The 20,773-nt window shown below is 69.5% G+C and carries 18 protein-coding genes; 16 read left to right on the forward strand and 2 right to left on the reverse strand.

Annotated elements, in window-relative coordinates; translation table 11 throughout:
- The first annotated feature begins 147 nt into the window (after window positions 1-147).
- The 13 genes from ACQUQF_RS07955 to ACQUQF_RS08015 all read left to right on the forward strand — a co-directional run bounded on the left by ACQUQF_RS07955 (window position 148) and on the right by ACQUQF_RS08015 (window position 15,045).
- Entirely contained in the window at window positions 148-1,164 is a 1,017-nt protein-coding gene (locus tag ACQUQF_RS07955; protein WP_435177483.1) for an ABC transporter permease, read from the forward strand.
- A 1-nt stretch (window position 1,165) separates the two neighbouring features.
- Window positions 1,166-2,563: an ABC transporter permease gene (locus tag ACQUQF_RS07960; RefSeq protein ID WP_435177485.1), complete on the forward strand. Its 1,398-nt coding sequence runs from the start codon at window positions 1,166-1,168 to the stop codon at window positions 2,561-2,563.
- Window positions 2,563-3,645 (forward strand): ABC transporter ATP-binding protein, encoded by a 1,083-nt coding sequence (locus ACQUQF_RS07965; RefSeq protein WP_435177487.1) that lies wholly within the window; start codon window positions 2,563-2,565, stop codon window positions 3,643-3,645. Before ACQUQF_RS07960 ends, ACQUQF_RS07965 begins: the two co-directional genes overlap by 1 nt.
- On the forward strand, window positions 3,642-4,973 hold the full coding sequence (locus tag ACQUQF_RS07970; RefSeq protein ID WP_435177489.1) for an ABC transporter ATP-binding protein: 1,332 nt from the start codon (window positions 3,642-3,644) through the stop codon (window positions 4,971-4,973). Before ACQUQF_RS07965 ends, ACQUQF_RS07970 begins: the two co-directional genes overlap by 4 nt.
- Window positions 4,974-5,001: 28 nt before the next feature.
- Complete coding sequence (locus ACQUQF_RS07975; protein WP_435177491.1) at window positions 5,002-5,484, forward strand: DUF7555 family protein; 483 nt, start codon at window positions 5,002-5,004, stop codon at window positions 5,482-5,484.
- 178 nt (window positions 5,485-5,662) lie between these two features.
- Complete coding sequence (locus ACQUQF_RS07980; RefSeq protein ID WP_435177493.1) at window positions 5,663-6,238, forward strand: DUF7529 family protein; 576 nt, start codon at window positions 5,663-5,665, stop codon at window positions 6,236-6,238.
- A 168-nt stretch (window positions 6,239-6,406) separates the two neighbouring features.
- Window positions 6,407-7,255 carry a CBS domain-containing protein gene (locus ACQUQF_RS07985; RefSeq protein ID WP_435177495.1) on the forward strand — a complete coding sequence of 283 codons (849 nt, stop codon included), beginning with the start codon at window positions 6,407-6,409 and terminating at the stop codon, window positions 7,253-7,255.
- Window positions 7,252-8,997, forward strand: a complete 1,746-nt coding sequence (glyS, locus tag ACQUQF_RS07990; protein ID WP_435177497.1) for a glycine--tRNA ligase — start codon at window positions 7,252-7,254, stop codon at window positions 8,995-8,997. The genes ACQUQF_RS07985 and glyS overlap by 4 nt, the downstream gene beginning before the upstream one ends.
- A 2-nt stretch (window positions 8,998-8,999) precedes the next feature.
- A complete protein-coding gene (locus tag ACQUQF_RS07995) occupies window positions 9,000-9,584 on the forward strand; it encodes a dolichol kinase (protein WP_435177499.1) in 585 nt (194 codons plus the stop codon).
- Window positions 9,585-9,756: 172 nt separating this feature from the next.
- The gene (locus tag ACQUQF_RS08000; protein ID WP_435177501.1) at window positions 9,757-10,809 is read left to right on the forward strand and encodes a hypothetical protein; all 1,053 of its coding nucleotides are present in this window, start codon (window positions 9,757-9,759) and stop codon (window positions 10,807-10,809) included.
- 63 nt (window positions 10,810-10,872) lie between these two features.
- Entirely contained in the window at window positions 10,873-11,928 is a 1,056-nt protein-coding gene (locus tag ACQUQF_RS08005; protein ID WP_435177503.1) for a hypothetical protein, read from the forward strand.
- Between the two features lie 60 nt (window positions 11,929-11,988).
- Window positions 11,989-14,541, forward strand: coding sequence for a DEAD/DEAH box helicase (locus tag ACQUQF_RS08010; protein ID WP_435177505.1), 2,553 nt, complete (start codon window positions 11,989-11,991; stop codon window positions 14,539-14,541).
- Between the two features lie 198 nt (window positions 14,542-14,739).
- Window positions 14,740-15,045: a hypothetical protein gene (locus tag ACQUQF_RS08015; RefSeq protein WP_435177507.1), complete on the forward strand. Its 306-nt coding sequence runs from the start codon at window positions 14,740-14,742 to the stop codon at window positions 15,043-15,045.
- Here the strand turns inward: ACQUQF_RS08015 and ACQUQF_RS08020 are convergent.
- Window positions 15,032-15,424 (reverse strand): universal stress protein, encoded by a 393-nt coding sequence (locus ACQUQF_RS08020; RefSeq protein WP_435177509.1) that lies wholly within the window; start codon window positions 15,422-15,424, stop codon window positions 15,032-15,034. The two genes, ACQUQF_RS08015 and ACQUQF_RS08020, sit on opposite strands and share 14 nt — an antisense overlap.
- 40 nt (window positions 15,425-15,464) lie before the next feature.
- A complete protein-coding gene (locus tag ACQUQF_RS08025) occupies window positions 15,465-16,361 on the reverse strand; it encodes an Sjogren's syndrome/scleroderma autoantigen 1 family protein (RefSeq protein WP_435177511.1) in 897 nt (298 codons plus the stop codon).
- A 195-nt stretch (window positions 16,362-16,556) separates the two neighbouring features.
- On the opposite strand from ACQUQF_RS08025, the gene mdh reads away from it, so the two are divergent.
- The 3 genes from mdh to cgi121 all read left to right on the forward strand — a co-directional run bounded on the left by mdh (window position 16,557) and on the right by cgi121 (window position 20,745).
- Entirely contained in the window at window positions 16,557-17,471 is a 915-nt protein-coding gene (mdh, locus tag ACQUQF_RS08030) for a malate dehydrogenase (RefSeq protein WP_435177513.1), read from the forward strand.
- Between the two features lie 438 nt (window positions 17,472-17,909).
- Entirely contained in the window at window positions 17,910-20,153 is a 2,244-nt protein-coding gene (locus tag ACQUQF_RS08035; RefSeq protein ID WP_435177515.1) for an ATP-dependent DNA helicase, read from the forward strand.
- 31 nt (window positions 20,154-20,184) lie between these two features.
- The gene (cgi121, locus tag ACQUQF_RS08040) at window positions 20,185-20,745 is read left to right on the forward strand and encodes a KEOPS complex subunit Cgi121 (protein WP_435177517.1); all 561 of its coding nucleotides are present in this window, start codon (window positions 20,185-20,187) and stop codon (window positions 20,743-20,745) included.
- Window positions 20,746-20,773 lie beyond the last annotated feature (28 nt).

The following is a 20,773-nucleotide window of genomic DNA, read 5'->3' on the forward strand; positions in this document are numbered from 1 at the left end:
GTGAGGGGCGTTACTGCCGGAATTTCCCGTGGTGTCAGAAAGCGCAAGACATAATGACTGGACTCACTATTTGTCGCTCATGTGCGCGGTCCAGTTTGGGTACGTTCAACACGACAGGAGTAGCCGCCTCCGCGGCGGTGGTTCGCCGTGAGCAGGTGGCAGTACTTCGCGAAGCGGCTGTTGCTCTCGATTCCGGTGTTGCTGTTCGGGACGTCGATCACGTTCCTCGTGATCCGGGCGGGACCGCTCGACCCGGTGTCCGCGATACTGGGACCACAGGGGAACCCGCAGGCGTACGAAGCCATCAGGCGGCAACTCGGGCTGAATCAGCCGCTCTGGGAGCAGTACATCGACTACATGATCAACATGTTCACCTTCGACCTGGGGGAGTCGTGGGTGGTCAGCCCCGACACGAGCGTGTACGCGCTGGTGGCCAGTTACGCGCCCCGGACCATCTGGCTGGGGTTCTGGTCGGTGCTCATCGCGCTCTTCATCGGCATCCCGCTGGGGTTCTACGCGGGGCTCAACCCCAACACGTTCAGCGACTACGTGGCGTCGTTCGGCGGCATCGTCTGGCGCGCCATGCCGAACTTCTGGCTGGCGGTCATCCTGATGAGCGTCCTCTCGCAGTCGGGCGACTACCTCTTCGGGTTCAACTGGGAGGGGTGGCTGTTCCCGACGAACGTGACGGGCCCGCCGCCGCTGGGTGACCTCACGTCGGTCGAGGGGTTCGTCACGGCGCTGAAGAAGATCGCGCCGGCCGCGCTCGTGCTGGGGTCGGCGTCGATGGGCAACGAGATGCGCATCGGCCGGACCGCGGTGCTCGAGACGGTGAACTCCAACTTCATCGAGACGGCGAAGGCCAAGGGCGTCCCGCCCCGGTCGCTCGTCTGGAAGCACATCTTCCGGAACGCGCTCATCCCGCTGGTGCCGATCATCACGGGCGAGGCGTTCATCCTCATCGGCGGGTCCGTGCTGGTCGAGACGGTGTTCGACATCAGCGGCATCGGCTTCCTGTTCTTCCAGGCGGTCAAGAACGGCGACATGCCGCTGGTCGGGTCGCTGATGTTCATCTTCATCCTGCTGGTCGTCGTCATCAACATCGTCCAGGACCTGCTGTACACGATAATCGACCCGCGAGTCGGCTACGACGGAGGTGCCTGATATGAGCGCAGACCCGCGACGAGAGGACGCGTCGATACTCGAACGCATCCGGGAGAACCCCGGGCCAGCGATGGGATGGCTCGTCGGCGCGCTGCTGCTGTTCGCGCTCGAAGCCGGCGCGGTCGTCCACTTCGTGACCGGTCTGGTGGGATCGCCGGTCGAACTGCCGACGCTGCTCACCCGGGAGCTCATCCCGAACAACGGGTACGTGACGCCCGACGGCGCGTGGAAGGAGACGTTCCTGAACCTGCCCGCCGCCTACGCGTGGGCGATCCGGGTCGTGCTGATCTACGCCTACGCGTTCGTGTGGATGGTGTGGCTCTGGCGCGGCTACGAGATCTTCCGGGAGCACTACCGCTACGCCGACTGGACGCCCCGCGACGACATGGTCGACCGGGTCAGAGGTCACCGGTGGGGCCAGTTCGGCGCTGTCATCGTGTTCGCGTTCGTCGTGATGGCGATGTTCGCGCCCGCGCTCGGGCCGACGACCGTCGAGCGGACCATCTCGAACCCCTACTCCCACTACATCGAGTACTACAACGACCAGGGCCAGCTCGAGAACATCACGGTCGGGGCGGCCAACCTCGGGGCGCGCTCGCAGGGGACCCCCGACCAGAACGTCGGCCCGATGCAGTACGACCAGTACGGCCGGTGGCACCCGTTCGGGACGCTGCCCAGCGGGAAGGACATGTTCACCTTCATGGCGGCCGGGGCGAGGATATCGCTGTTCATCGGCCTGACCTCCATCGTGGTCAGCGGGTTCATCGCGGTCGCGTTCGCGCTGCTGACCGCCTACTACAAGGGGCTGGTCGACCTCCTGGTGGTCATCCTCGGCGACTCCATCATGTCGCTGCCGAGCCTGCTGTTCGTGATGCTGCTGTCGGTGGTGCTCGGCGGGACGTGGTTGGCCGAGATATACAGCGGCGGCTTCCTGCTCGCGGTCATCTTCGCCGTGACCGGGTGGCCGTTCCTCTGGCGGTCGATCCGCGGTCCGGCGATGCAGATCGCCGAGCAGGAGTGGATCGACGCCGCCAAGAGCTTCGGCCAGCGCCCCCGGGTGACGATGCAGAAGCACATGGCGCCGTACATCCTGGGCTACCTGCTGGTGTACGCCTCGATGCGGCTGGGCGGCATCATCATCGCGGTCGCGGGCCTGTCGTTCCTCGGGCTGGGCATCAACCCGCCCACGCCCGAGTGGGGCCGGGCCGTCAACATCGGCCAGGGGTACGTCACCACCGCGTCGTGGCACATCTCGTTCATCCCCGGCGTGCTCATCGTGCTGGTCGTGACCGCGTTCAACGCGCTGGGCGACGGCATCCGCGACGCCATCGACCCGCAGAGCGAGGGCAGCGAAGGCGAGGGCGCTGAAGCCGCCGCGGCCGGCGGAGGTGGTGCCTGATGGCCCAGCGCGAGACCGCGGCGACCCGCGGCGAGGAGCGACCGCTGCTGTCGGTCGAGAACCTCCAGACCGCGTTCTTCACCGACAAGGAGGTCATCCGGGCGGTCGACGGCGTGAGCTTCGACATCCGGCGGGGCGAGACCGTCGGCATCGTCGGCGAGTCCGGGTCGGGCAAGAGCGTCACCGCCCGCTCGATCATGGGACTGGTCGACTCGCCCGGCCGGGTGCTCGACGGCAGTAGCATCGAGTTCGACGGCGAGGAGCTGACCGAGAAGTCCGAGCGGCAGTACCGGGACATCCGCGGCGGCGACATCGCGATGGTGTTCCAGGACCCGCTGACCTCGCTCAATCCCGTCTACACGGTGGGCAACCAGATCAAGGAGGCGCTCCGGCTCCACCAGGACCTGCGGGGCGCGGCCGCCACCGAGGAGGCCATCGACCTGCTGGAGGCGGTCGGCATCCCCGACGCCGCCCGGCGGGTCAGGGAGTACCCCCACGAGTTCTCGGGCGGGATGCGCCAGCGCGCGGTCATCGCGATGGCGCTGGCCTGCGATCCCGAGCTGCTCATCTGCGACGAGCCGACCACGGCGCTCGACGTCACCATCCAGGCCCAGATCCTGGAGCTGCTCGACGAGCTCCAGGAGGAGCGGGACCTCGCCATCATGTTCATCACCCACGACATGGGCGTCATCGCGGAGGTCTCGGACCGCGTGAACGTGATGTACGCCGGCGAGATCGTCGAGAGCGCCCCGGTCGAGGAGCTGTTCGAGAACCCCCGGCACCCCTACACCCGGGGGCTGCTCCAGTCGATCCCGGGCAACCAGCCCGGCGCCGAGCGGCTCCAGACCATCGAGGGCGACGTGCCCACGCCGAACGAGCCCGCGAGCTACTGCCGGTTCGAGCCGCGGTGCCCCGAGGCGTTCGAGGACTGCACCAGGGTCCACCCGGCGTCGGTCGAGGTGAACGACGACGCCGAGGACCACACCGCGGCCTGCCTGCTGTACCCCGAGGACGTCACCCGGCGGGAGGCGGTGGAGCTGCACGAACAGCGCGAGAGCCAGCGCGAGGTGAGCGAACGATGAGCGAGCAAGTCCAACAGGAGTCGGTCAGCGTCGCCACGGGCGAGACGCTCGTGGAGGTCAACGACCTCAGGACCTACTACGACGAGGGCGGTATCGTCGACTCGAACCCCGTGAAGGCGGTCGACGGGGTCGACTTCGAGATCAAGCGCGGCGAGACCCTCGGGCTGGTCGGCGAGTCCGGCTGCGGCAAGACCACGCTGGGCCGGACGCTCATCCAGTTGGAGAACGCGACGTCGGGCGAGGTGCTGTTCGACGGCACCGACATCACCGAGCTCTCGGGCAGGGAGCTCAAGGAGTGGCGCCGGAACAGCCAGATGGTGTTCCAGGACCCCGAGTCGAGCCTCAACGACCGGATGACCATCGGCGAGATCGTCCGCGAGCCGCTGGACGTCCACGACTGGAACGAGCCGGCCGACCGCCGCGAGCGCGTCCGGGAGCTGCTCGACGTGGTCGGGCTCCAGCCCGAGCACTACTACCGGTACCCCCACCAGTTCTCGGGCGGCCAGCGCCAGCGCATCGGCATCGCCCGGGCGCTGGCGCTCGAACCCGAGTTCGTCGTGCTCGACGAGCCGGTGTCGGCGCTGGACGTCTCGGTCCAGGCCCAGATTCTCAACCTGCTGGAGGACCTCCAGGACGAGTTCGGGCTGACCTACCTGTTCATCGCCCACGACCTCAGCGTCGTCCGGCACATCTGCGACCGGGTCGCCGTGATGTACCTGGGCAACATCATGGAGCTGGGCGAGACCGAGGAGCTGTTCGAGAACCCGAAGAACCCCTACACCCACTCGCTGCTGTCGGCGATCCCCGAGCCCGACCCCACCGTCGAGCGCGAGCGCATCACGCTGCGGGGGACGCCGCCGAGCCCGCGGGACCCGCCGAAGGGGTGTCCGTTCACCACCCGGTGTCCGATGAAGATCCGGCCCGACGAGTACCAGGACATGGACGCCGACACGTGGGTCGCCATCGAGGTGTTCCGCGAGGTGCTCCGCGAGCGGGCCCGGGCCGAGAAGTCGCTGACCGAGCGGGCCAAGGAGCTGCTCGGGATGGAGACGCGGTTCTCCGACATCGACGAGATCCGGAGGGAGCTGTTCGGCGACCTCGACCTCTCGCCCGAGGTCGAGCGCCACGTCGACGAGGCGGCCGGGTACGTGGCCGACAACGAGGAGGCGAAGGCCCGTCAGGTGCTCCGCGAGGAGTTCGGCAGCGTCTGCGACGCCGAGGACCCCGAGAACTACGTCGTCAGCGACACCGGTCGGGTCAGCCACTGCCACCGCCACGAGGCGGAGTACACCGAGCCCGACGAGTTCGTCCCGTACACCGAACGATAGATGTGGCAGGCGCTCCACCGACCGATAGATGTCGTCAACTGAGCGGCCCCCGACGTCGGCGGCCTCCCGGCGCGCCCGACAGGCGGTCGACGCCGCGGTCTACTCGCTCGCGGTCGCCGCGACGGTGTTCGTCGTCGGCGCCCTGGCGGGGCTGGTGCTCGGCGGCGGCCTGGTGACCGCCAAGTACGTGATGTTCGTCGTCGGCCTGCTCGCGTTCGGCTACGGCACGCTCCAGCTCCGGCCGGACCCGCCGTGGAAGACCGAGGAGGGCGAGGAGGGCGAGATCAAGATCGTCAGGGAGGAGCGGCCGTCCGGCACCGTCGTCAACAGCCGGGAGGAGACCGCGTTCCAGGCGGCGGTCCAGCGGATCCCGCCGCTGCCGTGGTTCTCGCTCCCGCCGGACGAGCGCGTCTCGGTGGCGCTCAAGATCTTCCTGGCCGGGCTGGCGACGCTCGCCTGGTCGTTCGCGATGGAGGCCGTGTTCGGCGTCGCCGCGGCGGGCGCCGCGTGACGGTCGGCCCGACGTGAGCGTGCCGCCCGGTTCTGCTGTTCTGGCCGGCGCTTCCGTTCCGCCAGGTTCCCGTGCTGCCAACGTCCTCGCTCGCCCGACGCTTTCGTTCCGGCGAACTCAGCGCCCGCCGTCCGCCCAAACAACAGGCTTTACCATCAGAAGACCGTCAGACCGACACATGCCAGAGACTGGGGCCGGGGACGACGAACCCGACTACGCCGAGCAGATCGCAGGCAGCGCCGACGTCCACAAGGGCGCCTGGCAGCGCACCCTCGACGACATGCAGGCGATGGAGGCCGACATGGAGGAGGAAGGGTGGGACGTCGTGGCCATCGGCGCGGGCCACACCGCGCCGACGAACCCCGACGCGGGCGAGACCGACCGGTGGGGGTTCGTCCACGTCGTGCCCGACAACAAGGCCGAGCCGTTCGAGGCGGCGGTCGAGACCGGCGCGTTCCCGCAGTACCGGGTGTTCCGCAACGAGATGCAGGGCCGGGTCTTCGTGCTGACACAGCTGCTCGACCCCGACTCGGAGACAGCCATCCTCATCGCGGGCAACTTCGAGATGCGCCACGCGCCCGGCCTGGTCAAGACCGCGCTGAAGGAGGACCAGATGTACACCCACGTCCAGACGCTCGACGGCACCCACCTCGGGTCGTTCCGCCACGACGACGTCGAGAAGTTCTTCCCCGACCCGCACAAGTACACGGGCTACGAGGTCGAGTTCGACGGCGTGCTCGACGACGAGGAGTAGGTCGGCGACCGCCCGGGCGTCGGACCGCGACCGCCCGGACGTCGGACCGCGCTGATTCTCTCTTCGACGACGCGGCGCGAACGCTCGGAGCCCCGACCGGCCGAATCGGGCGCCGCGGGAACGTTCGGTTCGTAGACTACAAGGCGCCCCGCCCCGTATCGCGCGAACATGAAAGTCGGCGAAGCCATGACGCCCCGCTCGGAGGTCGTCACCGTGGAGCTTCCGGGCACCCGCGACGACGTGCTAGAGTACCTGCAGGAGCGGTCGTTCTCGTCCGTTCCCGTGGTCAAGAACAGCGGCGGGTCCGAGGAGTTCCGCGGGCTCATCTCCCGGGACGACCTCATCGAGAACCCCGACGAGGACCAGCTCGCGATGCTGATGCGGGACGTCCCGACCACCACGCAGGACACCACCGTCGAGGAGGTCGCCGAGCTGATGGTCGCGGAGGGCGCCCGCCGGGTGCCGGTCGTCGACGGCCAGCTCGAGGGCATCGTCACCGTCACCGACGTGGTGCGGGCCATCGCCGACGGCGACGCCGACGGGAGCGAGTCGGTCGCCGACATCGCCTCGCGGGACGTCAACACCACCTACGTCGAGACGCCGCTGACGGTCGCCGAGCGCGAGCTCTACTACGCCAACCTGCCGTACGCCGTGGTGCTCGACGAGGAGGGCGAGATGGGCGGCGTGCTGACCGAGGTCGACATCATCGAGGTCGCCCGCGTGGTCGAGGGCGAGGACGACACCGGCGACTCCATCGCCGACGAGGACGACGACTGGAAGTGGGAGTCGATCAAGGCGGTCGGCAAGCGCTACCTGCCGACCCGGAACGTCGAGATCCCGGCCGCGCCGGTCCGGGACTTCATGACCGCCGACGTGGTGACCGTCTCGGGCGAGAAGACCGCCAAGGAGGCCGCACAGACCATGCTCAGCAACGACATCGAGCAGATCCCGCTGGTGCAGGGCGACGAGCTGGTGGGCATCGTCCGGGACATCAACCTGCTGGAGGCGATACAGTGACCCGGAACGATCTTGTGGAGCTGGCCAAGCGGCGGGGCTACTTCTTCCAGTCGGCCGGCGCCTACGGCGGCGTCTCGGGCTTCTACACCTACGGCCCGCAGGGCGCGACGCTCAAGCAGAACGTCGAGAACACCTGGCGCGAGCGGTTCCAGGTCCGGGAGGGCCACCGCGAGATCGACGCCCCGACCGTGATGCCCGAGCCGGTCTTCGAGGCGTCGGGCCACCTCGACACCTTCGACGACATGCTGGTCGAGTGCCCCGAGTGCGGCGCCAGCCACCGGGCCGACCACCTCATCGAGGACAACACCGACATCGAGGAGGCCGAGAGCATCCCGATCCCGGAGGTCGAGGAGCTCATCCGCGAGCACGACCTGGAGTGCCCGAGCTGCGGCGCCGCGCTGGCCGGCGAGCCGGTCGAGGAGTTCAACCTGATGTTCGAGACCAACATCGGCCCGGGCAGCTCCTCGCCGGGCTACCTCCGGCCCGAGACCGCCCAGGGCATCTTCGTGGAGTTCCCCCAGCTCGCCGAGTACGCCCGCAACCAGCTCCCGTTCGGCATCACCCAGATCGGCAAGGCCTACCGGAACGAGATCAGCCCCCGGAAGTCGATCGTCCGGGTCCGGGAGTTCACCCAGGCCGAGCTCGAGCACTTCATCGACCCCGAGGAGGACGAGCCCGAGCTCGACCGCGTCGCGGACGTCGAGCTCAAGCTCTACCCCGCCGAGGAGCAGGAGAAGGACGACGGCGAGTACGTCCGCAAGACCGTCGCGGAGGCGGTCGAGGAGGGCATCGTCCACGAGTGGGTCGCCTACTACCTCGGCGTCGGCAAGCAGTGGTACGAGTCCATCGGCGTCGACATGGACCGGTTCCGGTTCCGCCAGCACCTCGGCGGCGAGCTCGCCCACTACGCCGCGGACTGCTGGGACGCAGAGGCCGAGGTGGACGGCGACTGGATCGAGATCACCGGCTACGCCTACCGGAGCGACTACGACCTCAGCAAGCACGACGAGTACTCCGACGACGACTTCACCGTCTTCAAGCAGTACGACGAGCCGAAGGTCGTCGAGCGTGCGACGGTCGATCCCGACATGAGCTACCTCGGGCCGGAGTTCGGCGGCGACGCGGCCGACGTGGCCGCCGAGCTCGAACTGCTGGCCGAGCGCGACCGGGCGGCGTTCGAGGGCGAGGAGGTCACCGTCGAGGTCGACGGCGAGGAGTACGCCGTCCCGACCGAGAAGACCGGCTTCGCCGTCGAGGAGGTCAAGGAGAACGGCGAGCACGTCATGCCCCACGTGGTCGAACCCTCCATCGGCATCGACCGGGTCATCTACACCGTGCTCGACCACGCCTACCGGGAGGACGAGATCGAGGGCGAGACCCGGAGCTACCTCGCGCTCGAACCCGAGGTCGCGCCCACGTTCGTCGGCGTCTTCCCGCTGGTGAGCAAGGAGGGCATGGACGACCGCGCCCGCGAGATCGCCGACGACCTCCGGGCGGCGGGCTTCGACGTGACCTACGACGACTCGGGCTCGATCGGCCGGCGCTACCGCCGCCAGGACGAGGTCGGCACGCCGTTCTGCGTCACGGTCGACGACGAGACCGACGACACCGTGACCCTGCGAGAACGGGACTCGACCGACCAGGTCCGGGTGCCCATCGACGACCTGCCGGAGCTGCTGGCGGAACTCCGCGAGGGCGAGACCACCTTCGCGGACCTCGACGCGCCCGCGCCCGAACAGTAACCGTGCCGCTCCACAGCGAGGTCAAGCGCCGGCTGGTCCACGTCTCCGGGACGGGGTATCCGGCGCTGTACCTGCTCGACCTCGCGTCCTACGAACAGTTGCGGCTGCTGCTGGTGGCGAGTTCGGCGGGCGCCATCGTGCTCGAGGCGGTCCGGCTGTTCGTCGGGCTCGACTGGCGGATCTTCGACGAGCTCACCCGGGAGTACGAGCAGGACAACCTCGCGGGCTACGCCCTCTACATGTTCGGGATGACCGCGGCGGTGCTGGCGTTCGAGCCCCGGATCGCGATCCCCGCCATGCTGATGCTCACCATCGCCGACCCCGTCAGCGGGCTGGCGGGGTCGGGCGAGCTCGGCGTGAAGGCGACCCACACCCTGCTGCTGACGTTCGGGGTCTGCCTGCTCATCACCAGCCTGTCGGGGCTGCCGCTGGTGACCGCGGCGCTGGGCGCGCTGGCGGCGACGCTGGCCGACGGGATGAAGCCCATCGTCGCGGGCTACGTCATCGACGACAACCTCACCATCCCGGTCGGGTCGGCGGTCGTGATGTACCTCGCGCTCCGGTACCTGCCGACCGCGGCGGCGTGAGCTGTTTCTCCGGGAAAAGCGGAGGGAGCGGACGGACCCGACCGACGGCGGTCAGGCCATCGGGAACAGCGTCGAGAGGACGGGCACCGTCAGCAGGCCCGCAGTCGGAAGGGCCCCGCCCTCGTGCGATTGGCCGAATTTTCTTTGGCGACGGAGCCCCTTACGCGCAGACATGAATCGGGACCGGGACGAGGTGACCGAACGGAGGGCGGACGGCTCCCCCGACGGGTCCCGGCGAACGCTGGGGCGGGTCCACGAGTGGGTGTTCCTGACCGGCAACCGGTGGGTGCTCGCCGGGGGCCTGCTCGTCGGCTTCCTCGTCGTCCTCGGCGCCATCGAACTCCGGATGGGGCTGGCGACCCAGCAGCTCGTGCCGCTGTTCTACGCGACCAGCGCGGTCATCGGCGGCAACTTCACGCTGCTGACAATCGTCATCTCCATCAGCCAGCTCGTCATCTCCCAGCAGCTGAGCGCGCCCGGCGAGCTCCGGGCCCAGATCGAGGACACGACGGCGTACCGGGAGACCTCGACCGAGTCGGTCGGCAGGGAGGTCGCGCCCGCGACGCCGGCCGCGTTCCTCGAAGTGCTGCTCGAGGGAGTCCTCGACGCCGTCCGCAGCCTCGAGTCCCACCGGGACGAGCTGACCCAGAACGGCGCCGCGGACGCCGTCGACGAGGTGCTCGACCCACTCGAGGCGCAGCTCGAGCGTTCGGTCCGCGAGCTCCGGCGGGGCGGGACGACCATCTTCGAGGCGCTGGTGGTCACGCTCGACACCAACTACTCCCGGGAGATCTACCAGATCTGGCGGCTGCAGACGGTGTACGAGGAGGACATCTCGCCGGACGCCAAGGAGTGTCTGGGAGACGTCGTCGAGCGACTCAAGCAGATCGACGTCGCCCGCCAGTACATCAAGACGGTGTACATCCAAGAGGAGCTCGCGCGGCTGTCCCGCGACCTGCTGTACGTGGGGGTTCCCATCATCTTCGCCGGGCTCGCGCTGATGGTGACGTTCGTCAGCACCGACCGGCCGATGCTCTCGCCCCGGCAGCTCTCGATCATCACGCCGGTGTTCGCGGCGGTCGGCGCGGCGCCGCTGGCGCTGCTGTTCGCGTACGTCCTGCGGCTCTCGGTGGTCTCGGAACGCACCGTGGCCATCACGCCGTTCACCACGCCGACCCAGGAGTCGACGCCGCTGGAGACGGTCGCCGACGACGCCGACGACTGAGCGACGACGGCCCGACAACGGGCGGCCGAACTCCATTTCCGACCGGACGACCGATGGTCGGACATGGGCGAGCGCCGGGCGCCGGAACCGGAGGAGCTCGAAGCGGACGACAGCACCACCGGGGCGGGCCGGACGCTGGCCGGGCTCCACGAGTGGGTGTTCCTGACCGGCAACCGGTGGGTGATCGCCGGAGGTCTGCTCGTCGGCTTGCTCGCCGTCCTCGCCGCCATCGAGTACCGGGTCGGGTCGTCTACCCAGCAGCTGGTCCCGCTGTTCTACATGTCGAGCGCGATCATCGGCGGCAACTTCACGCTGATCACCATCGTCATCTCCATCAGCCAGCTCGTCATCTCGCGCCAGCTGAGCGCGCCCGGCGAGCTCCGGGCCCAGATCGAGAACACGACGTCCTACCGCGAGGCGTCGCTCGAACTGGTCGAGCGGGACGTGCCGCCGGCCACCCCGGCCGCGTTCCTCGAAGTGCTGCTCCGCGGCGTCGAGGACGCGGTCGAGGCGCTCAACGGGCACACGTCGGAGATCGCGAGCGACGACGCCGTCGACGCCATCGACGACGTCCTCTCGCCGCTGGAGGACCAGATCGAGCGCTCGATCCGACAGATCGAGCGCCAGGACACGAGCATCCTGGAGGCGCTGGTGGTCACGCTCAACACCAACTACTCCGAGGACATCCACCAGATCTGGCGGCTGGAGACGACGTACCACGACCACATCACGCCCGACGCCAAGGACAGCCTCGAGACGCTTGTGACGCGGCTCAAGCAGATCGACGTCGCCCGCCAGTACCTCAAGACGGTGTACATCCAGGAGGAGCTCTCGCGGCTGTCCCGCGACCTGCTGTACGTGGGGGTTCCGGTCATCTTCGCCGGGCTCGCGCTGATGGTGACGTTCGTCAGCACCTCGGCGCCGGCGCTCACGTCGCGGCAGCTCTCGGTCATCACGCCGGTGTTCGCGGCGGTCGGTGCGGCGCCGCTGGCGCTGCTGTTCGCGTACGTCCTGCGGCTCTCGGTGGTCTCGGAGCGCACCGCCGCCATCACGCCGTTCACCACGCCGACACAGGAGTCGACGCCGCTGGCGGCGGTGACCGACGACGCCGACGACTGAGCTTCACTTTCACCCCGATTGCCGAACCCTTTAATCGGAGGACGACCAACCGGGACCCGAATGGCGACGACCGGGGACCAGCAGTACGTGGACCACGAACTCCTCGTCCCGGAGTTCATCGAGCGGCGGATGTACCAGCTCCAGCTCGCGGGGTCGGCCAAGGACCGCAACACCCTGGTCTGCCTGCCGACCGGGCTGGGGAAGACGACCGTGAGCCTGCTGGTCACCGCCGAGCGGCTGGCGGACGTCGGCGGCAAGAGCCTGCTGCTCGCGCCGACCAAGCCGCTGGTCAACCAGCACGCCGACTTCTACCGGGAGGCCCTCCGGATCGACGACGAGGACATCGTGGTGTTCACCGGGGAGGTCCGGCCCGACGAGCGCACCGAGCTCTGGCGGAGCGCGCGGGTCGTCATCGCCACCCCGCAGGTCGTCGAGAACGACCTGGTCGGCAGCCGCATCGACCTGGCGCCGGTCACCCACGTCACCTTCGACGAGTGCCACCGCGCGACCGGCGACTACGCCTACAACTACATCGCCGAGCGCTACCACCAGGACGCCGACAACCCCCTCGTCACCGGGATGAGCGCCTCGCCCGGCGGCGACGAGGAGGAGATCCTGGAGGTCTGCGAGAACCTCGGCATCGAGAACGTCGAGGTGATGACCGAGGAGGACTCGGACGTCGACGAGTTCACCCACGACACCGACGTCGAGTGGGAGCGGGTCGAGCTCCCCGACGAGGTCCTCGAGATCCGGGACGCGCTCAACGACGTCGTGGAGGACCGCCTCGAGAAGCTCAAGGAGCTGGGCATCACCCGCAAGACCAGCGCCGACCTCTCGGAGACCGACATCAAGAAGATGCGGGCCGAGCTCCAGCAGCTCATCGACAACGACCAGTCGGAGGGGTACAAGGGGATGTCGGCGCTGGCCGAGATCCGGAAGCTCCGGACCGCGGTCACCTACGTCGAGACCCAGAGCGTCGAGGCGCTCCGGCGGTACTTCGAGCGCCAGCGCAACGCCGCCCGGAGCTCGGGCGCCTCGAAGGCCAGCCAGCGGTTCGTCAGCGAGCCCAAGGTCCAGGAGGCGATGCGCCGGGCCGAGGAGTACGACGGGCTCCACCCGAAGTACTCCCGTGCCCGGATGCGGATCGCCGAGACGCTGGGCATCGAGGGCGGCCAGCGGGTCATCGTGTTCACCGAGTCGCGCGACACCGCCGAGGCGCTCACTGAGTTCCTGGGCCAGCACTTCGACGCCCAGCGGTTCGTCGGTCAGGGCGACAAGGACGGCAGCGACGGGATGACCCAGAAGGAGCAACAGGAGGTGTTAGACCGGTTCCGGGCCGGCGAGTTCGAGGTGCTGGTCTCGACCTCGGTCGCCGAGGAGGGGCTGGACGTCCCCGAGGTCGACCTCGTGCTGTTCTACGAGCCGGTGCCGACCGCCATCCGGTCGATCCAGCGCAAGGGCCGGACCGGCCGGCAGGCGAAGGGCCGGGTCGCGGTCCTGCTCGCCGAGGACACCCGCGACGAGGCGTACTTCTGGATCTCGAAGCGCCGCGAGAACGAGATGGAGGACGAGCTCCGGAAGCTCAAGGGCGTCGCCGACGAGGTCGAGGAGGAGCTCGACGACTCCCAGCGGCAGCTCGGGGACTTCGGGACGCCGGGGAGCTCGGACGGCGACGATTCGAGGACCGACGTCGAACCCGGACTGCAGTCGTTCGACGCCGTCGAGGGAGACGGGGACGAGCAAGCGGACGGGGAGTCGGTCGCCGGCGAAGACGGCGGGGACGCCGGTAACGACGGGTCCGGAGCGGAGTCCACCGACGGAAACGGGAGCGACGAGCAACTCGACGGGACCGCGGACGCCCAGACCGCCGGGGAAACCGCGGACGCCGAGACCACCGCCGACGCTGCCGAGGCCGACGGGCCCGAGGAGGGCGTGGTCGCGACCGCCGACCCGAGCGGCGAGGCGGTCGAGATCGTGGCCGACCAGCGCGAGCTCGACTCGACCATCGCGCGGGACCTCTCGACCCGCGAGGGCGTCGAGACCCGGCTGGAGACCCTCTCGGTCGGCGACTACGTGCTGAGCGACCGCGTGGTGGTCGAGCGCAAGTCGGTCAGCGACTTCCTCGACACCCTGACCGGGGGCGACCGCTCGCTGTTCGAGCAGCTGGGCGACGCGACCCGCCACTACGCCCGGCCGGTGCTGGTGCTGGAGGGCGAGGGGCTCTACGAGGAGCGCAACGTCCACCCCAACGCGGTCCGGGGCGCCCTGGCGTCGCTGGCGGTCGACTTCGGCGCCAGCGTGCTCCGGACGACCGACGAGGCCGACACCGCCGACCTGCTGGAGGTGATCGCGACCCGCGAGCAGGAGAAGGACGACCGCGAGGTGTCGGTCCACGGCGAGAAGCAGAGCAAGACGCTGGCCGAGCAGCAGGAGTACGTCGTCTCCTCGATCGCCGACATCGGGCCGGTGACCGCCCGGTCGCTGCTGGAGGAGTTCAGGACCGTCGAGGCCGTGATGACGGCTCGCGAGGACGATCTGCTCGAGGTTCAAGGCGTGGGTGAAGTGACCGCAGAGCGCATCCGCGAGGTCGTCGGCAGCGAGTACGACCGGTAGCGCGACGTTCCCTCGCTGAACGGTCGTGAACTCCCGACGGAATCTCCGGTTTCCGCCGGGCGTTTTCTCGGTTACGGCGTGCGAAACAGTGGCTTACCCTCGGGTATGCTGCATTTAACGCCGCGTTTTCGGGCGAAACTGTCCAGAACAGCCGCGGCGACTTAAGCCTGCTGGGCGACTCGGTTAGGTACAGAGTAAATGAGATACGAACGCCCTTCCACCGAGCGTCGTGCGGTACGCGCGGAGTCGACGCGGACCGACTCCGAGACCGACGGGGTACGCGACGAGCGAGAGCTGTACGGCGAGCCCCGTCACGAGGTCGAGCGCGACCGCGACGAGCAGACGCTGTACGGTGAGCCCCAGCACGAGACCCGGGACGGCGACCGGGACCTCGACCTCGACCTCCTGTTCGTCCGGTTTCGGACCGAGGCGGCCAGGCCGAGGGCGCTCCCCGGGCGCTCGGAGCGCTCGGAGCCGCCGGCGGCGAGCGCTACGGAACGATAGTCACCGGTACCGCCTCTTCTTCGACGACCGTGTGCGCGGCGCTCCCGAGGATCGCCCGGTCGATGGTCCCGCTGCCGTGGTGGCCCATGACGACGTGGTCGTAGCCCCGCTCCTCGACGAGTTCGAGGATGTCCTCGCCGATGCGGTCGCCGGGCCGGAACGACAGTTCCACGTCGGTCGACACCTCGGGCTCGCAGTCGACATCGGACTCCCGGAGTCGTTCGCGGGCGCGGTCGAGGATGTCGTCGGTGGCGTCGGTCTCGCTGTCGGTGAAGTGGACGACGCTGAGCGTCGCCTCGAACCGGCGGGCGAACTCGATGGCGAAGTCGAGCGCCCGGAAGCTGCACTCCGAGCCGTCGATGGGAACCAGTACCTCCATGGTCGGTGATAGGGGGGCGGCGGGTTAACAGTTCTCCCGGTCAGCGGTTCGCCCGGTCGAGCGCGGCGAGCGCCTCGGCGGCCTCGCGGGTGGCCGCGAGCAGGTCGCGGGCGCGGGCGACGTCGTCGGTCTGCTCGGCCTGGCGCGCGAGCGCCGAGAGCTTCCTGACCAGCGACTCCCGGGCGGCCGCGAGGTCGTCGGCGCCGGCCGGGGTCGCACCCGTCGGGGCAGTCGTGTGGCCGTCCGAGGCGGACGCGTGGTCGTGGCCGTGTCCGCGGTCGCGGCCGGCGCCGGTCCAGGTCGCGCGGTCGCGGCCGGAGCGCTCGGACCCGCGACCGGCCCGGTCGTCGGTCGCTCGCCCCCGGACGGACTCGCGGCGGCCGCGCGCCGGGTCGCGGTCGGCGTCGGTCTGGGACGGCGGCCGGCGCACGTTCGACCGGTCGACGTGCCGGTCGGCGACCCGGACCCCGTCGATCTCGACGCGGGGTTCGTCGCCGGCGTCGTCCGGCCGCGAATCGTCTGCGGCGTCCGCGGCCGACTCGTCGGCCGCGTCGCCCGGTTCGCCGTCGTCGGTGGGGGCGGTGTCGACCTCGGTCCCGGTCGGCGCCGCGCCTTCGGCGGGCGCGTCGGGCCGGTCCCCGGGCTGGCCGTCCGGCCCGGCCTCGGCGTCGGACTGGACCTGCTCGCCGGTCTGGCCGTTCTGCTGCTGAGCTTGCGCCTCGGCCTCGTGCTGGCAGGTCGGGCAGAACTCCCGGCCGTCGTAGCGGAAGATGGGGTCGCCGCACTGATCGCAGTGCTTGCCCGTCATGGTCGCGCCCTGGAGCAGGAGCTCGCTCATCCGGCGCGTGTTCTCGCGGTCCTTCCGGTCCCGCTCGTACTTCTCCCGGAGTTTCTCGCGCTCGGCCTCCTTGTCGAAGCCGGAGTCGTCGCTGCTCATGTGCGTTGGAAGGCGTTCCGGCCCGAAAAGTCTCCGGTCTCGCGACCCGGGTCGCCCGGGCGACCGCGAACGCGGCGGATTCCGCCCCGTTTTCGACTGTCGTCGAACTACCGAAACGTCGAGCGACGTCTTACGGGGTCGGTATTCGGCGGTTCCGAAGCGCTTAACCGAATAGCGGGAGGGGTTTTACGTGGTATGACGAAAATCAGCGTGGTCGGCGCGGCCGGTACGGTCGGGGCCGCGGCGGCGTACAACATCGCGCTTCGGGACATCGCCGACGAACTGGTGCTCGTCGACATCCCGGACAAGGAGGAGGACACCGTCGGCCAGGCCGCCGACGTGAACCACGGCGCGGCGTACGACGCCAACACGGTGGTCCGACAGGGCGGCTACGAGGCCACCGAGGGGTCGGACGTGGTCGTCATCACCGCCGGCATCCCGCGCCAGCCCGGCCAGACCCGCATCGACCTGGCGGGCGACAACGCGCCCATCATGGAGGACATCGGCTCCTCGATCGCGGAGTACAACGACGACTTCGTCACCGTCACGACCTCCAACCCGGTCGACCTGCTCAACCGCCACCTCTACGAGACCGGCGACCGCGCCCGCGAGAAGGTCATCGGCTTCGGCGGCCGGCTCGACTCCGCCCGGTTCCGCTACGTCCTCAGCCAGCGCTTCGACGAGCCCGTCCGGAACGTCGAGGCGACCATCCTGGGCGAGCACGGCGACGCCCAGGTGCCGGTGTTCTCGAAGGTCCGCGCCAACGGCAAGGACCCCGAGTTCAGCGACGACGAGAAGGAGGAGATCTTAGAGGAGCTCCAGCAGAGCGCGATGAACGTCATCGAGAAGAAGGGCGCGACCGAGTGGGGTCCCGCCACCGGCGTCGGCCACATGGTCGAGGCCGTGGTCCGGGACACCGGCGAGGTCGTCCCGGGCTCCATCAAGCTCGAGGGCGAGTACGGCCACGACGACGTCGCGCTGGGCGTCCCGCTGAAGCTCGGCGAGGGCGGCGTCCAGGAGGTCGTCGAGTGGGACCTGACCGAGTTCGAGCGCGAACAGCTCGGCGAGGCCGCCGACAAGCTCTCCGAGCAGTACGACGAGATCGCGTAACGACGACACGGCTCAAGCGTCGGCCCGCGTCGCGGACTCCGAATCGGGCTTTTTCTGTGCGACCACGGCCGGGGGCTCGACTGTTGACTACTCAACCGACACGACCTGGGCTGCGCTTAGGGGCCAATCCACCGGCGGCGGGACTGAAAGGGGCCGCCCGGTCGCGGTCACGCTCGCTTCGCTCGCGTGACCGCGGAAGTCGCAGCCCGCGCAACGAAGTGAGCAGGAACGTCTTCCGGCGAGCGAAGCGAGCCGAAGACATGTCGGTCAGCGACCGCGACCGGGCGGGGGCTTTCGAGGCAATCTCGATAGCATTTCTGACGGGAGGTAGAGCGATTACAAAATCACGAGTCGACGCCCCGACCCGACAGTTTAAACCAGAAGACGCGCCAAGGGCGGAGTAATGACTACTTTCGTCTCCGGCCGGAGGTGGTCGGCGTGACCGTCGCCGTCGACGACGTCCCCGACCTGCCAGACGGCGTGGTCGAGCACTTCCGCGAGCAGGGCATCGAGGAGCTGTACCCGCCTCAGGGCGAGGCCGTCGAGGCCGGCGTCGCCGAGGGCGAGAGCGTGGTCGCAAGCGTCCCGACCGCCAGCGGCAAGACCCTCATCGCCGAGCTGGCGATGCTGTCCAGCGTCGCCCGCGGCGGGAAGGCCCTCTACATCGTCCCGCTCCGGGCGCTGGCCAGCGAGAAGAAGGCCGAGTTCGAGGAGTTCGAGCAGTACGGGATCGAGGTGGGGGTCTCGACCGGAAACTACGACAGCGACGGCGACTGGCTGGCCCAGAAGGACATCATCGTCGCGACCAGCGAGAAGGTCGACTCGCTGGTCCGGAACGGCGCCCAGTGGGTCGACGACCTGACCTGCGTGGTCGCCGACGAGGTCCACCTGGTCGACTCGAAGAACCGGGGGCCGACCCTGGAGGTCACCCTCGCGAAGCTCCGGAAGCTCAACGAGAACCTCCAGACGGTCGCGCTCTCGGCGACGGTCGGCAACGCCGGGGAGATCGCCGAGTGGCTCGACGCCACCCTGATCGATTCGACCTGGCGGCCCATCGACCTCCAGAAGGGCGTCCTCTACGGCCAGGCGCTCCACCTCGACGACGGCTCGAAGAAGCAGATCTCGCGGGGCAACGAGAAGGCGACCGCGGCGCTGGTCGAGGACACCCTCTCGGACGAGGGCTCCTCGCTGGTGTTCGTCAACTCCCGGCGCAACGCCGAGGCCGCGGCGCGGCGGCTGGGCGACGTGACCCGCGACTACCTCACCGACGAGGAGCGCGAGCGACTCCGGGACATCGCCGCCGAGATCCGCGACGCAAGCGACACCCAGACCAGCGACGACCTGGCCGACGCCGTCGAGAAGGGCGCGGCGTTCCACCACGCCGGGCTCTCCTCGCGTAGCCGCGAACTCGTCGAGGACGCCTTCCGCGACCGGCTCGTGAAGGTCATCTCGGCGACGCCGACCCTGGCGGCGGGGGTCAACACGCCCTCCCGTCGGGTCATCGTCCGGGACTGGCGGCGCTACGACGGCGACGTCGGCGGGATGCAGCCCCTCGACGTGCTGGAGGTCCACCAGATGTTCGGCCGGGCGGGCCGGCCGGGGCTCGACCCCTACGGCGAGGCGGTGCTCATCGCCAACAGCCACGACGAGCTCGACGAGCTGTTCGACCGGTACGTCTGGGCCGACCCCGAGCCGGTCCGGTCGAAGCTCGCGGCCGAGCCCGCGCTCCGGACCCACATCCTGGCGACGGTCGCCTCCGGGTTCGCCGACTCCGAGGACGAACTGGTGTCGTTCCTCGAACGCACCCTCTACGCGACCCAGACCGACGAGACCGGCCGACTCGAGACCGTGACCCAGAACGTGCTGGAGTACCTCGAGCGCAACGAGTTCCTCGAGCGCGAAAACGGGGGACTGCGCGCCACCGGCCTCGGTCACCGGGTCTCCCAGCTGTACGTCGACCCGATGAGCGCCGCCGAGATCATCGACGGGCTGCGGGCGGCCGACGACCGACCCACCGCGTTCGGCCTGTTCCACCTGGTCGCGCGCACCCCCGACATGTACGAGCTGTACCTCCGGTCGGGCGACCGCGAGGAGTACACCGAGCTGGCCTACGAGCGCGAGTCGGAGTTCCTCGGCTCGATGCCCTCGGAGTTCGAGGACCACGCCTTCGAGGACTGGCTGTCGGCGCTCAAGACCGCCCGGCTGCTCGAGGACTGGGCCTCCGAGCTCGACGAGGACGAGATCACCGAGCGGTACGGCGTCGGGCCGGGCGACATCCGCGGCAAGGTCGAGACCGCCGAGTGGCTGCTCAACGCGGCCGAGCGGCTCGCGGGCGAGCTCGGGCTGGACTCCGGGCCGGCGATCCGGGAGGCCAAGAAGCGCGTCGAGTACGGCGTCGAGGAGGAGCTGCTCGACCTCGCCGGGGTCCGGAACGTCGGCCGCAAGCGCGCCCGCCGGCTCTACGAGGCCGGCATCGAGTCCCGGGCCGACCTCCGCGAGGCCGACAAGTCGGTCGTGCTCGGGGCGCTCCGGGGCCGCCGGAAGACCGCCGAGTCCATCCTCGAGAACGTCGGCCGGAAGGACCCCGACCTGACAGGCGTGGAGGTCGACGGCGAGGCCGACGCGGAGGCCGCGAGCGACGACGGCGGTAGCGGCCAGCAGAGCCTCGGTGACTTCGAATGAGGCGCAGCTCCGGCGCCCGAGGGAGGAACCGATGAGGCTCGTCCACGGACGCACCGACGTCGAGGACCTCGACGCCTTCCTCGACGAGCTCGGCGCGATCGGCGAGGAGTTCGGCTGCGCGGTGCAGGCGTTCGACGCCGACTACGTGGTCGGTCGCGAGCACCTCCGGGCGGCGGTCGAGCGCGCCGACCGCGCCTTCGACCGGGGCGAGAACGTCGCCCGCGACCGCGCGGTCGAGATCCTGCTGTACGCCGCCGGCCGGCGCCAGATCAACCGGGCGCTCCGGATGGGCGTCTCGGAGGGCGAGGCGGACGTGGTCGTCGTCGTCCACTCGCCCGCGGGAGACCCAGAGGCCGAGCGAGACGCCGCGGAGCAGGTCCGGGGCCTGCTCGGGTCGGGGGCCGCCCCGGAGGGGTCGGCGTCACCGCCGTCGGATGCGGGCGTCGACCCGGACCCGCTGGCGGCCGACCGCATCGACCGCGAGGCGGTCCTGGCGTTCTTCAACGTGAGCGAGGCCGAGCTGGCGGCGACGGACGCGACGCTGGCCGATTTGGTGCGCGAGCGGGTGGCCCTGCTCGACGTGGAGAAGTAGAAGTAGCCCGAGGGCGGTAAGCGGAGAC

The organism is Halorussus sp. AFM4, from assembly GCF_051194995.1.
In the GTDB taxonomy this organism is placed as follows: domain Archaea; phylum Halobacteriota; class Halobacteria; order Halobacteriales; family Haladaptataceae; genus Halorussus.